Origin of the sequence: Pseudonocardia nematodicida (assembly GCF_040105385.1) — a bacterium.
Classification (GTDB): domain Bacteria; phylum Actinomycetota; class Actinomycetes; order Mycobacteriales; family Pseudonocardiaceae; genus Pseudonocardia; species Pseudonocardia nematodicida.
In genome coordinates this window covers 67,300-79,878 of sequence record NZ_JBEDNQ010000010.1, presented here as the reverse complement: position 1 = coordinate 79,878, position 12,579 = coordinate 67,300, and the positions used below count along the sequence as shown (strand labels likewise).

Here is a 12,579-nt window from a genome sequence, read left to right as displayed (position 1 = left end):
CGAAAAGTACTCACAGGCCGGAAGGCCTGGCGGGCCGACCGCGAGGAGGCGCTGCGCGCGCCGCACGGCTGGCTCGCCCTGACCGCGCTGCACTGGTTGTCGGGCGGCGACGGCGCGATCCCGGACCTGCCGGGGACGTGGCGCGTCGCCGACGCCGACACCGTCGCGATCACCGCGGCGGCCGCCGACGGCGTCGTGCTGCCGGGGGCCACCGAGCCGCTCGACGGGACCGCGGACGTGCGCCCCGCCGACGGCGCCCCCAGCGTGATGGTCGCGGTGGGGGAGCGGGTCGTCGAGATCGCCCGTCGCACCGACGACTACGCCCTGCGGGTCCGCGACCCGCGCGCGGTCACCCGGACCGCGTTCGACGGCGTCCCGGCCTGGGACTTCGACCCGGCCGCCGTCGTGACCGGGCGGTTCACCCCCTACGACGCGCCGCGCCGGATCGCCGTCGACGCCGTCGTCGCGGGGTTGCAGCACTTCCCGACCGCCGTCGGCGAGGTCGCGTTCACCTACCGCGGCACCGCGCAGCGCCTGGTCGCGCTGGCCGGCAAGGACGGTGGGCTGTCGCTGCACTTCCGCGACGCCACGTCCGGCGACACGACCTACGGCGGCGGCCGCATCCTGCGCACGGACGACCCGGACGCCGACGGCGCCGTGCTCGTCGACCTGAACCGGACGTTGAACCTGCCCTGCGCCTTCACCGCCTACGCGACCTGCCCGCTGCCGCCCGCCGGCAACCGGCTCGACGTCGCGGTCGAGGCGGGGGAGCGGACGCCGCCGCGGCCCGACCTCTCCTGATCGCGGGCCCGCCGCCGGTTGCAACGTGCGCGCAACCCGTGTCCCAGGTCACCATGGGGGTGTTCACTCACGGCTGTTGCCCCGATGACCGCGGCACGGGTGACGAGCACCCCCGCGGTGAGGACTCGCAGGAGGTACTCGTGACCGCAACGCAGGAGAAGTCCGCGGCCCGGACGACGGCCGAAGGTTGGCTGGCGTCCTTCGCGGACGCCCTGGCCGCCCGCGACGTCGACCGGGCCGTGTCGCTGTTCGCCGACGAGTGCTACTGGCGTGACCTGGTCTCCTTCACCTGGAACCTGAAGACGGTCGAGCACCACGACGGCGTCCGCGACCTGTTGACGTCGACCCTGGAGAACACCGACCCGTCCGGCTGGACGATCACCGCCGAACCCACCTCCGACGACGCCGGCGTCGTGCAGGCCTGGTTCGACTTCTCCACGGCCGTCGGGCGCGGGTCGGGGCACGTCCGGCTGATCGCCGACGGCTCCGGGGAGCCGAAGGCGTGGACGCTGCTCACCACGCTCGACGAGCTGAAGGGCCACGAGGAGCCGATGCGGGAGAAGCGCCCGTTCGGCACCGAGCACGGGGCGAACCCGGAGCGGGTGACCTGGAAGGAGCGGCGCGAGCAGGAGCTCGCGGAGCTGGGTCGCGACCGCGACCCCGAGGTCGTGATCATCGGTGGCGGGCAGGGCGGGATCGCGCTCGGCGCCCGGCTGCGCCAGCTCGGCATCGACACGATCATCGTCGAGCGCAACGAGCGGCCCGGGGACTCGTGGCGGCGGCGCTACAAGAGCCTCGCCCTGCACGACCCGGTCTGGTACGACCACCTGCCGTACCTGAAGTTCCCGGACAACTGGCCGGTGTTCGCGCCGAAGGACAAGATCGGCGACTGGCTGGAGTTCTACACCCGGGTCATGGAGCTCAACTACTGGGGCTCGACGACGGCCCGCTCGGCGAGCTTCGACGCCGCCGACGGCCGGTGGGACGTCGTCGTCGACCGGGCCGGTGAGGAGATCACTCTGCGCCCGCGCCAGCTCGTCATCGCGCTCGGGGTGTCCGGGAAGCCGAACGTGCCCGACGTGCCGGGCCGGCAGCACTTCGAGGGCGAGGTACAGCACTCGTCGGAGCACCCCGGGCCGGACGCCTACCGGGACCGGAAGGTCGTGGTGATCGGGTCGAACAACTCGGCGTTCGACATCTGCGGGGCGCTCTGGGAGGTCGGCGCGGACGTCACGATGGTGCAGCGCTCGTCCACACACATCATCAAGTCCGACACGCTGATGTCGCAGTGCCTCGGCCCGCTGTACTCCGAGGAGGCCGTGCGCAACGGCATCGACACCCGCACCGCCGACATGATCTTCGCGTCGCTGCCGTACCGGATCATGCACACGTTCGAGAAGCCGAACTACGACGTCGTGCGGGAGAAGGACGCCGACTTCTACCGGCGGATGGAGGGCGCCGGGTTCGACCTCGACTTCGGCGACGACGACTCCGGGCTGTTCATGAAGTACCTGCGCCGGGGGTCGGGCTACTACATCGACGTCGGCGCGGCGGAGCTGGTCGCCGACGGGAAGGTGAAGCTGGCCAAGGGCCAGGTCTCCGAGTTCACCGAGAAGGGCGTGCGCCTGTCCGACGGCACCGAGCTCGAGGCCGACCTGGTCGTGTTCGCCACCGGCTACGGCTCGATGAACGGCCTCGCCGCCGACATCGTCGGGCAGGAGGTCGCCGACTCGGTCGGCAAGGTGTGGGGTCTGGGGTCGGACACCACCAAGGACCCCGGTCCCTGGGAGGGCGAGCAGCGCAACATGTGGAAGCCGACCCAGCAGCAGAACCTGTGGTTCCACGGCGGGAACCTGCACCAGAGCCGGTTCTACTCGCTGTATCTGGCGCTGCAGCTCAAGGCCCGCCAGGAGGGCATCCCCACCCCGGTCTACGGCCTCCAGGAGCGGCACCACCTGAAGTAGGCGAGGCGGCTGCGCCGCCTGTGAGTACTTTTCGTGGTCAGGGCCACGAAAAGTACTCACAGGCACGAAGTGCACGCGGCCAGCCGTCCCGTCCATCCCAGCCGCCGCAGCACGGCGGCGACCTCCCGCGCTCCCGCACACGGATCCGCGGACAGGTCCCGCCATCCGAACACCAGCCGTGCCCGTCCGGCGAGCTCGGCGGCGTTGTCGCGACGCCGGTCGCGGAATGCGACGTCGGCGCGGATGTGGGTGCGTCCGTCGAGCCGTACCGTCAGAGCGAATCCACTGGCGTCGTAGGTGACGTCCTCCCACATCGTCACGCCGTCGACCACGACGGGGACCTGCCGTGTCCCGGTCGGCAGCCCGTGCGCGAGTTCCACCCGGGTTGCGAAGAGTTCCTCGAGTGCCGACTGCACCCCGTCGCGCACCAGTCGGACCGCGTCGAGGAGCGCCCGCCGGTACCGGCGCGGAGGGCGTTCGACGATGCGCTGCTCGACCTCGACCGGTCGTACTGGGTGGTCGGTCATCAGCGTCAGGAGCAGGACCATCGCCTCGCGGGCGCTCACAGCGGCGACCGCGAGATCGACCGCCGTGTCCGCACGCGTGGTGCGCGGCGGCACGCTCGGAACGGCGATGTGTGGGTGGGCCCGGGAGCGGTGCACGACGATCTCGTCCGGCTGGGAGACCGCCGACGAGGTGTAGGGAACGGTGATGTGCACAGGGCCCGTGGTCACGACGAGCATCCGCCACTCCTCGGCGGCCGTGCGATGGCTGAGGATCGCGGACGAACCGCCGTACAGGAGCGCCCCGGCGATCCGCGATTCCCTCGGCGGCGGTCCGGTGAAGGTGGCGTACACGGAGCGGACGTACCCGTTCCACCGCCGGCCCTCGACCTGAGCGCGGATGCTCTCCGAGGTGACTCCGAACGCGGCGAGCTGGCCCGTGTGGACCATCCCGCTCTGCGCGTCGAGGAGTTGTTCCCACCGGTGCACCCGGTCGTTGTCGAGAACCTCACGGGGCACGGACCGCTGAGTCGTTCGCATACGGACAACGGTGCGTCGGGAGCGTCCCGTCCGACCCCGCGACTTCAGAGCCTGTGGACAGCCCGTGAGTACTTTTCGGGGTCCGAACCCCGAAAAGTACTCACGGGTGGCGCAGCCGCCTACACGTCGGCGGCGCGCTTCTCCGCGAACCGCCGCCAGGCGGTCCAGACGAGCCCGGCGACCAGCAGCACGTAGAGCACGATCGTGATCGGCGACGACACCAGCACCGCCGGGTCGTTGTCCGAGTTGGTCATCGCGTCCCGCAGCGAGTACTCGGCGAGCGGGCCGAGGATCACCGCGATCAGCACCGGCGCGACCGGGATGTCGTAGAGGCGCATCGCCAGCCCCAGCACGCCGAGGATCAGCATGATCACCAGGTCGACGGTGCTCGCCCCGGCCGCGTAGACACCGAACGCCGCGAAGACCGCGATGCTGGCGTACAGGTAGGACTTCGGCACCCGCAGCAGCTGTGCCCACAGTGGAGCGAAGGGCAGGTTGAGGATCAGCAGCACGATCATCGCCAGGAAGAACCCGGCGAGCAGCGCCCACACGATGTCGCCGGAGCGTTCCAGCAGCAGCGGTCCGGGCTGCAGACCGTACTGCTGGAACGCGGCCAGCAGGATCGCTGCCGTCGCCGACGTCGGCAGGCCCAGCGCGAGCAGCGCACCCATCGCGGTGCCGGCGGTCGCGTTGCCCGCGGCCTCCGGGGCGGCGACACCCTGGATCGCGCCCTTGCCGAACATCGGCTGCGCGCGGCGCCGGTCGAGCCGGCGCTCGGTGCCGTAGGCGAGGAACGTCGGCACCTCGGCGCCGCCGGCCGGGATGACGCCGAACGGGACGCCGATCGCGGTGCCGCGCAGCCACGCCGGCATCGCCTGGCGGATCTCCGCCTTGGACAGCCACCACCGCCCCTTGGGCATGACCGCCCGGGTGTCCTCGGCGCGGCCGTACTTGGCCGCCTGGGCGAACACCTCACCCAGCGCCAGCAGCGACACCGTGATCACGACGATCGAGACGCCGTCGAGCAGCTGCGAGGCGCCGAACGAGAACCGCGGCGTGCCGGAGGGCTGGTCGATCCCGATCAGGGCCAGGGACAGGCCGATCGCCAGCGCGGCGATCCCGCGGATCGCCGAGTCGGCGACGACCGCGGAGATCGCGATGAAGGCGAAGACGGCGAGCGCGAAGAACTCGGCCGGGCCGAACCCGGTCGCGAGGCTCGCCAGCGTCGGGGCGAAGAACACGACCAGCGTCGAGGCGACCATGCCGCCGATGAAGGCACCGATCGCGCCGGTGGCCAGCGCCTGAGCGGCCTTGCCGCGCAGCGCCATCCGGTGGCCCTCGAAGGTGCTCGCGATCGCCGTCGAGTTGCCCGGCGTGTTCATCAGGAAGCCGGCGATCGAGTCGCCGAACAACCCTCCGAAGTAGATGCCGGTGAACATGATCAGCGCGCTGGTCGGTTCCAGCACGAAGGTCAGCGGCAGCAGCAGCGCCACCGCCATCGCCGACCCGAGGCCCGGCAGCACGCCGACCGCGGTGCCCAGCAGCGCGCCGAGGAACACGAACAGCAGCGCCGAGGGGGAGAGGATGTCGGCGAAGCCGCCGAGCAGGTTGGTCAGCTGTTCCATCTCTACAACCCTCCGACGAAGCCGGCGGGCAGCGAGATCCCCAGCATCGCGCTGAACACGACCTGGACCGCGGAGGCCACTGCCAGGCCGGCCAGCACGATCGGCAGCCACTTCCGGTTGCCGAGCGCGGCGGCGACGGCGGTGAACAGCCCGGTCGCCGAGAGGATCCAGCCCAGGAACGGCAGGACGATGATGAAGCCGACGACGCCGCCGACGGCGGTGAGCACGGCGGGGACGTTCACGCCCTCGGGCGCCGGCGCGTCGGCGCCGGCCTCGCCGGTGCCGGGGTCGGTGCCGGGGTCGGTGCCGGGGTCGGTGTCGGTGTCGGTGTCGGTGGAGTCGGTCACGGTGGCGGACGGACCGCCCGTCGCGCCGTCGTCGAGGGTGGTGTCGGTGGTCGTTCCGGCAGGTACGGTCGCGGTCGTGGCGGCCGGGACCGCGTCGTACTCCGGACGCGGGCGCAGGATGTCGAAGGTCAGCAACGCCGCCACGACGAAGCACAGCACGACGACGATCCACGGCATCGTCGTGGGGCCGAACAGCCCGCCGTCGCCGACGACCTCCATCGTCAGCGTGCCGTAGAGCAGGAACAGCCCCAGCCCGGCGAGGATCGCGGGGACGACGAGTGCCCCCTTGGACAGGTGCACGGGCCGGCGCCCGGTGGTCACGGTCGGAGTGCTCATGCCAGCCCCAGCTCTTCCAGGAGGTCGTCGATCCGGTTCTGCTCGTCGACGAGGAACTGCTCGAACTCGTCGCCGTAGATCTCGCTGCGCACCCAGCGGTTGCGGTCGACCGCCTCGTCCCAGGACTCGGTGGCCATCATCTCGCGGGTGATCCCCTCGAGCTCCGTGCGCTCCTCGGGGGTGATCCCGGCCGGGGCGACCAGACCGCGCCAGTTGACGAGGTCGACCTCGGGGTAGCCGAGCTCGTCCATCGTGGGCGCGTCGACGCCCTCCAGCCGCTCCGGCGAGACGACGGCCAGCACCCGCAGCTGCCCGGACTCCACCAGGTCGCGGAAGTCGTTGTACCCGGAGATCCCGACGCCGACGGTGCCGGCCGCGGTGGACAGCAGGCTCAGCGTGAGCTCGCCGCCGCCGGGGTGTGCGGTGTAGACGATGTCGTCGGCCGGCATCCCGCGCGCCTGCGCGATCTGCGCGGCGACCATGTGGTCGATGCCGCCGGCCGAGCCGCCACCGATGGGCAGCGCGGCGGGGTTCGCCTGCCACTCGGCCACGAAGTCGTCGAAGGTCGTGAACGGTGAGTCGGCGGGGACCGCGATCACCTCGAAGTCCTCGGCGAGCCGGGCGATCGGCGTGGTGTTCTCCAGGCCCGCCGAGCCGGCCTGGCTGATCCCGCCGAGCATCACGGTGCCGGTGACCATCATCGTGGTCTCGTCGCCGGCCAGTCCGGCGAGCTGGGCGAGCCCGATGGTCCCGCCCGCGCCGGGGATGTTCACGACCTGGACGGTGTTGACGACGCTGCCGGTGCGCATGGCCTGCTGCGCCTCGCGGGCGACGAGGTCCCAGCCGCCGCCCGCCGCGGCGGGAGCGATCATGGTGAGGTTGGAGCGTGCCGCCTGACCCTCCCCGGACCGGGCGGCGTCGGCGAAGGCGGTCACCGCGAGTGCGGCGACGACGAAGATTCCCAGGGCTGCGATGACCTGCCGTCGTGGCATGGGGCGAAACGTAAGCACATGCACCGGTCCGATGACCACGTCAGGGCCGGGAACTCTGTGTTCTCTGTGAACACTATGAACTCAACCCACGACGACGTCGTGGCGGCGCCGCGGCTGGTTAGTGTCTGCGCCGTCCGCACGCGCTTGATGGGGAGCGACATGACGATCTGTGTGGCCTACGGGCCGACGCCCGAGGGTGCCGCCGCGCTGGACCTGGCGGTCCGTGAGTCCCGGCTGCGAGGTGCCCCGCTGGTCGCCGTCGCGACCGCGCGGCAGGAGAAGTTCGACGCCGACGGCCACGACGGCGGTGCGCTCCGGACCGAGCTCGAGTCGCAGCTGGGCGACCTGCGCACCGACGGCGATCCGGACGTCCGGATCGAGATCGTCGACGACGGCGGCGACCCGGCCGAGGCGATCCTCGACCTGGTCGTGGGGGCCGGCGGGGAGATGCTCGTGGTCGGCGTGAAGCGGCGCAGCCCGGTCGGCAAGCTGCTCACCGGCAGCACCGCGCAGCGGATCATCCTCGAGTCGCCGATCCCGGTCCTGGTGACCCACGCGGGCCGATAGCGGCGGTGCGTCAGCGGGTCAGTGCCGCCGTCCCCGCGGCGGCGACGCTGGCCCGCCAGATCGTCATCGACGCCCACAGCACGAGCACCTGGACCGGCAGCGGGAGGGCGTCCGGCAGCTCGGCGACGTAGGTCGGACGGACCGCCCCGCTGCGCCACACCCGCCCGGCCTCGTTGACCGCGTCGGCGGTGGTGAGCAGCGAGAACCGCTTCCCGACGCCGGACCCCGCCAGCCGGTACTTCAGGTCACCGAGCTCCACGTTCCAGTGCCGCTTGGTGACCGGCCCGTCGGCCGTGCGCAGGATGGTGGCCCGCAGGTCGCCCTCCAGCGCGAAGCGGGCGATGCCCTCCGAGCGCAGCGCATACGGGTGGCCGTCGATCATCAGGTCGCGGTGCGGCTGGTAGCGGTTCCGGGCGGTCCAGCCCGTCACCGGGCGGCCGTCACGGCTCACCTCGTAACGCACGGCGAACAGTCCCACCCGGGACGACGTAGCACGGAGCACCCGGACAGCCTGCCACCATCGCGATCATCCGGGGAGTAGGCCGTCCGGGTATCAGCGAGCCCGTGCGCTGCGGATACGGCAGGATTTCGACTGATGACGACGGGTGACCGGGACCGGACGGCGGCGTCCGGGCGGGAGGCGACGGCGGGCCGCGCGACGGTGACGGCCCTGCTGGCGGCGTGCGCCGGCGTCGTCGACGTCTGGGCGGTCGTCGCGCTGGGTGGTGCCTTCGCCGGCGTCGTCACCGGGAACCTGGTGACCGGCGCGCACGCGCTCGTCGCGGGCGGGTGGGGCGAGCTCTTGCCGCCGGCGGTCGCGGTCGCCGGGTTCGCGGCGGGCGCGGTCGCCTGGTCGTCGGCACGACGGCGGTGGCCGCACGCCATCGGGTGGCCGCTCGCGGCGGAACTGCTGGTGTTGACCGCGTCGGCGGTCGTCTGGGCCCTCGCCGGCGACCGGGCCGGGGTGCGGACCGCGCTGCTGGTCGCGGCCGCGTTCGCGATGGGCGGGCAGAGCAGCATCTCGCTGCGCCTGGGCCCGTCGAGCACCTACATGACCGGGACGCTGACCGGCGCGCTCGCCGATCTCGCCGCCGGGGCCGGACGGCGGTGGTCGGCCTGGCGGCAGCTGGGCGGGATCGTCGCGGGCGCGCTGGCCGGTGGGGTGCTGCTGGTGTACCTGCCCGCCGCCGTTCCGGTGCTCGCGACGGTCCTGCTCGGCGTCGCGCTGGGCGTGCACCTGCTCGACGCCCGGCCCCGGTCCGCGCCCGGGTGATCGACGGTCGCGGAGCGGGCGGCCCGCGTCGCCGTCCGGAACTGCTGATCACCAACGGGAATGCCGGATCTCCACCCATCGTTGCCTACGCTCAGCATCTGCCCGGCGTCATCGATGCGTGGAGCGGATGACCAGTTCGACCCGGCCGACCCGTTCGACCCGGCCGATCCGGCTCGATCGCAAGGGAGTGCCGTGAGGCTCCGGTTCCGAGTGTCCCGACCGGTCGCGTTCGCCGTCGTGGCGGCGACGTTCCTCTGGTTCCTGGCGGCGTCGTCGGCGCCGTCCCCGCTCTACGTCGTCTACCAGGAGCGCTTCGCCTTCACCGAGTTCACCCTGACCGCGGTGTTCGCGGTCTACGTGCTCGCGCTCATCGCGGCGCTGTTGGTGGTCGGGAAGCTGTCCGACCACATCGGACGGAGGCCGGTGCTGCTCGGTGCGCTGGCCGTGGAGATCGTGGCCCTGGTGCTGTTCCTGGTCGCGGACGGGGTCGGCTGGCTGCTCGCGGCCCGGATCGTGCAGGGCCTCGCGACGGGTGCCGCGACGGCGACGCTGCCCGCCGCGCTCGTCGACCTCGCGCCGCGTCCGGAGCGGGCCGGGCTGGTCAACGGCATCGCGCCGCTGTCCGGGCTGGCGCTCGGTGCGCTCGGGTGCGGCGTGCTGGTCCAGTACGCGCCCGGGCCGACGCGCCTGGTGTGGGTGCTGCTGCTCGGCGGGATGCTGGTCGCGACGCTCCTGGTGGCGCTGATCCCGGAGACGATCGACCGACGGCCGGGTGCGTGGGCGTCGCTTCGGCCGCGGGCCTCGGTGCCGGTACACCTGCGCGGGCGGTTCGGTGAGCTCGTGCCGATCCTGCTGGCGTCCTGGTCGTTGACCGGGCTGTACCTCTCGCTCGGACCGTCGCTGACCGCCCGGGTGTTCGGCGTGGGCAGCCACCTCGTCGGCGGCCTGGTGGTGACGGCGCTGTGCGGGACGGGTGCGCTGACCGCCTTCCTGGTCCGGCGGCGGACGCCGGAACGGGAGCTCTTCGGAGCCTCCGCGCTGCTCGCGCTGGGCACGCTGGTCACCCTCGTCGGCGTGGCGAGCGGTCTGCTGACCGTCGCGGTCGCCGGGACGCTCATCGCGGGCGTCGGGTTCGGGGCGGCGGCGTTCGCGACGTTCGGGACGCTGGCCGGCATGGCCGGCCCGCACGAGCGCGGCGCGCTGTTCGCGGCGACCTACACGCTGGCCTATCTCGCCTTCAGCGTGCCCGCCATGATCGCCGGGGTCGCCGCGACGTTCGGCGACCTGCGCACGACCGCGCTGGTCTACGGGGGAGTGGTGGTCCTGGTGGCGGGCGTGGCGACCGTGCTGGGCCGGCGGGTGCGGGAGACCGTGCCCGACGAGCGCGGCACGCCGGTTCCCTCGTCCGGGGCATGATCGTCGTCGTCGGTCGCGCACGACCGACCGCTCGTCTCCGTAGCGCACGGTGAGCGTTCGTCACCGGTTGTCGACGCCCGCCCGGTCGTGATCACAATGCCCGCCGCTTCCGGATCACTCCGGTCCGGGGCTCGACCGGATCCCCGAGCGGGAGGAGAACGAGCACCATGGCAGGACGGCATCGCAGGCAGGCGACGGCCCACCGGCACCTCGTCGGGGTCGGCGCGGTGACGGCACTGGCCGCGGCCCCCTTGGCCACCGTCGGCACCGCCACGGCATCGGAGTCCTCGTCGTCGCCGACCGCGCCGTCCGTGGAGCGGACGTCCACATGGGACGAGCTCGCGCACTGTGAGAGCACCGGGAACTGGCAGGCCGACACCGGCAACGGGTTCAAGGGCGGGCTGCAGTTCCAGCCCTCGACCTGGGAGGAGTTCGGCGGGCTGGAGTACGCGTCGAGCGCCGAGCTGGCGTCGAAGCACGAGCAGATCGACATCGCCCAGAACGTGCAGGAGGGCCAGGGCTGGAAGGCGTGGCCGGCCTGCACGGAGAATCTCGGCTGGCGCTGATCCTGCTGAACCGGCCCGGCGCGGGCACACTCGTGATCCATGAGCGCCGACCTGGATCCCGTCCGGCGGATCGTCGCCGAGGACAACGGGCTGTGCACGGTGGCCGTCGTCCGGGCAGACGGCACGCCGCACACGTCCCTGGTGAACGCGGGCGTGCTGACCCACCCGGTCAGTGGTGAGCAGGTCGCCGGGTACGTGACCTACGGACCGGTGAAGCTGCAGGCGTTGCGCGCGCGGCCCGCGACGTCGCTGCACTGGCGGTCCGGATGGCGCTGGGTCGCCGTCGAAGGATCGTCGGAGATCATCGGGCCGGACGACCCGGTGCGCGGTGTGGACGTCCCGCAGCTGCTGCGAGACGTCTTCACCGCGGCCGGGGGGACGCACGACGACTGGGCCGAGTACGACCGGGTCATGGCCGAGCAGGGGCGGGCGGCGGTGCTCGTCGCGCCGGTGAAGGTCGTGGGGAACTTCTGAGCACTCGGGTCTCAGCTCTGCTGAGAGTGGAGGGTGTCGAGCATCATCGCGGCGACGTCGCGGACCTGGGTGCAGGTGTCCTCGACGGTGCGTTGGTCGGCGTCGGGTGCGACGGGGGTGACCTGCATCTGCGTCCGCACCGAAGCCTCGTCGGCGACGTCGATGACGACCTGGCAGAACGGGAGCCCGGTTCCCTCCGCGGGCGGTGAGCTCTGTACGCCGCCGAATCCAGCGACCGTCACGATGGCCGACGTCGGTTCGGCGTCAATGGCGACGGCGGCCTCGGAGGCGAGAGTCTGGAAGGTGAAGCCGACTCCGTTCACGCCCATCCACGCGCACGCACGAGACGTGCCGCCCTGGGCGGTGCCCACGGAACCCGGCCGCAGACCGAACGTCTCCCGCTGCGTGTCCGTCAGGGCAGCGCAGGGGTCGACAAGATCGACATCGAGAACGTACGGGCGCTCTGGGAACGCACTGGACGTGGCGCAGCCGGCCAGTCCCGTCAGGCCGACCACGATTGCGACGAGGCGAATCCGTACTCTCACGACTCGATCGCAACCTTCCCGAAGGCCGCCTCGAGCTGCGAATCGTCGAAGGCGTACTGCTCCGCGTTGCGACGGAGTGCATCTACAGCCGCATGGAGTTCGACACAATGCGCCCAGTGGGTGGCGACAATTCGATCGATCTTGGTTTGAAACGCGCGCCGAGCGTCCTCAGAGATCGGGTCCTTGCCGCACAGCCCTACCTGGAGATCCCATCCTCGGGTGAGGAGTTCGTTCTCGATCGCTTCTGCCTGTCTGCGCAAGAGCGACGCGACCTTCAGGACGCTTTCGACATCGACCTGCGACACCAGGTCGTCGATCGCCCGCTGTTGCTCGGAGCTGAGTGACACTCGGGCGAGCGTAGGTCACCAAGTGCTCCCTCGGGCCGGAACGCCGAAACCATCATCGCGATGTCGGAGTGCCCGGACCATCAGTCGGCCTCGAGAACAGTAGACATCGGGAAGTCTTCGGTGCCGAGGAAGTCGATCAATGCTTCCCGCACGCCACTACGCACGTCGGCGAGGTGCTGGAAGTCCAGGCCGACGAAGCTCCGCCCGGGCCGGTACTTCACGAAGGCAGACCACAGCCCGTCCTCGCGATTCGCACTCACCGTGTACGTGCGCATCGGCGTTC

Annotated in this window: 15 protein-coding genes; 7 read left to right on the top strand and 8 right to left on the bottom strand. The window is 71.7% G+C overall.

What is annotated here, in order from left to right:
- Nucleotides 1-96: 96 nt before the first annotated feature.
- Both WIS52_RS22610 and WIS52_RS22605 read left to right on the top strand, forming a co-directional pair.
- Entirely contained in the window at nt 97-801 is a 705-nt protein-coding gene (locus tag WIS52_RS22610; RefSeq protein ID WP_349300343.1) for a DUF1684 domain-containing protein, read from the top strand.
- Between the two features lie 140 nt (nt 802-941).
- On the top strand, nt 942-2,765 hold the full coding sequence (locus WIS52_RS22605) for an NAD(P)/FAD-dependent oxidoreductase (protein WP_349300342.1): 1,824 nt from the start codon (nt 942-944) through the stop codon (nt 2,763-2,765).
- 56 nt (nt 2,766-2,821) lie between these two features.
- On the opposite strand, the gene WIS52_RS22600 is transcribed toward WIS52_RS22605, so the two are convergent.
- The 4 genes from WIS52_RS22600 to WIS52_RS22585 all read right to left on the bottom strand — a co-directional run bounded on the left by WIS52_RS22600 (nt 2,822) and on the right by WIS52_RS22585 (nt 7,108).
- Nucleotides 2,822-3,787: a hypothetical protein gene (locus tag WIS52_RS22600; protein ID WP_349300341.1), complete on the bottom strand. Its 966-nt coding sequence runs from the start codon at nt 3,785-3,787 to the stop codon at nt 2,822-2,824.
- Between the two features lie 140 nt (nt 3,788-3,927).
- Complete coding sequence (locus WIS52_RS22595) at nt 3,928-5,433, bottom strand: tripartite tricarboxylate transporter permease (protein WP_349300340.1); 1,506 nt, start codon at nt 5,431-5,433, stop codon at nt 3,928-3,930.
- A 2-nt stretch (nt 5,434-5,435) separates the two neighbouring features.
- Nucleotides 5,436-6,116, bottom strand: a complete 681-nt coding sequence (locus WIS52_RS22590; protein ID WP_349300339.1) for a tripartite tricarboxylate transporter TctB family protein — start codon at nt 6,114-6,116, stop codon at nt 5,436-5,438.
- Nucleotides 6,113-7,108 carry a Bug family tripartite tricarboxylate transporter substrate binding protein gene (locus WIS52_RS22585; RefSeq protein ID WP_349300338.1) on the bottom strand — a complete coding sequence of 332 codons (996 nt, stop codon included), beginning with the start codon at nt 7,106-7,108 and terminating at the stop codon, nt 6,113-6,115. The genes WIS52_RS22590 and WIS52_RS22585 overlap by 4 nt, the downstream gene beginning before the upstream one ends.
- A 159-nt stretch (nt 7,109-7,267) precedes the next feature.
- Here WIS52_RS22585 and WIS52_RS22580 point away from each other — a divergent pair, with 159 nt between their 5' ends.
- Entirely contained in the window at nt 7,268-7,675 is a 408-nt protein-coding gene (locus tag WIS52_RS22580) for a universal stress protein (RefSeq protein ID WP_349300337.1), read from the top strand.
- 10 nt (nt 7,676-7,685) lie between these two features.
- Here WIS52_RS22580 and WIS52_RS22575 read toward each other — a convergent pair whose 3' ends face one another.
- The gene (locus tag WIS52_RS22575) at nt 7,686-8,177 is read right to left on the bottom strand and encodes a hypothetical protein (protein ID WP_349300336.1); all 492 of its coding nucleotides are present in this window, start codon (nt 8,175-8,177) and stop codon (nt 7,686-7,688) included.
- 93 nt (nt 8,178-8,270) lie between these two features.
- On the opposite strand from WIS52_RS22575, the gene WIS52_RS22570 reads away from it, so the two are divergent.
- The 4 genes from WIS52_RS22570 to WIS52_RS22555 all read left to right on the top strand — a co-directional run bounded on the left by WIS52_RS22570 (nt 8,271) and on the right by WIS52_RS22555 (nt 11,404).
- Nucleotides 8,271-8,948: a YoaK family protein gene (locus tag WIS52_RS22570; protein WP_349300335.1), complete on the top strand. Its 678-nt coding sequence runs from the start codon at nt 8,271-8,273 to the stop codon at nt 8,946-8,948.
- Nucleotides 8,949-9,158: 210 nt separating this feature from the next.
- A complete protein-coding gene (locus WIS52_RS22565; RefSeq protein ID WP_349300334.1) occupies nt 9,159-10,364 on the top strand; it encodes an MFS transporter in 1,206 nt (401 codons plus the stop codon).
- 167 nt (nt 10,365-10,531) lie between these two features.
- Nucleotides 10,532-10,930 carry a transglycosylase family protein gene (locus WIS52_RS22560; RefSeq protein ID WP_349300333.1) on the top strand — a complete coding sequence of 133 codons (399 nt, stop codon included), beginning with the start codon at nt 10,532-10,534 and terminating at the stop codon, nt 10,928-10,930.
- A gap of 39 nt (nt 10,931-10,969) precedes the next feature.
- Nucleotides 10,970-11,404, top strand: a complete 435-nt coding sequence (locus tag WIS52_RS22555; RefSeq protein ID WP_349300332.1) for a pyridoxamine 5'-phosphate oxidase family protein — start codon at nt 10,970-10,972, stop codon at nt 11,402-11,404.
- Between the two features lie 11 nt (nt 11,405-11,415).
- Here the strand turns inward: WIS52_RS22555 and WIS52_RS22550 are convergent, their stop codons facing one another.
- The 3 genes from WIS52_RS22550 to WIS52_RS22540 form a co-directional block, all read right to left on the bottom strand.
- A complete protein-coding gene (locus WIS52_RS22550) occupies nt 11,416-11,949 on the bottom strand; it encodes a DUF3558 family protein (RefSeq protein ID WP_349300331.1) in 534 nt (177 codons plus the stop codon).
- Nucleotides 11,946-12,296, bottom strand: coding sequence for a hypothetical protein (locus WIS52_RS22545; protein WP_349300330.1), 351 nt, complete (start codon nt 12,294-12,296; stop codon nt 11,946-11,948). Before WIS52_RS22545 ends, WIS52_RS22550 begins: the two co-directional genes overlap by 4 nt.
- An 80-nt stretch (nt 12,297-12,376) precedes the next feature.
- Nucleotides 12,377-12,571 carry a hypothetical protein gene (locus WIS52_RS22540; RefSeq protein ID WP_349300329.1) on the bottom strand — a complete coding sequence of 65 codons (195 nt, stop codon included), beginning with the start codon at nt 12,569-12,571 and terminating at the stop codon, nt 12,377-12,379.
- Between the last annotated feature and the right edge of the window lie 8 nt (nt 12,572-12,579).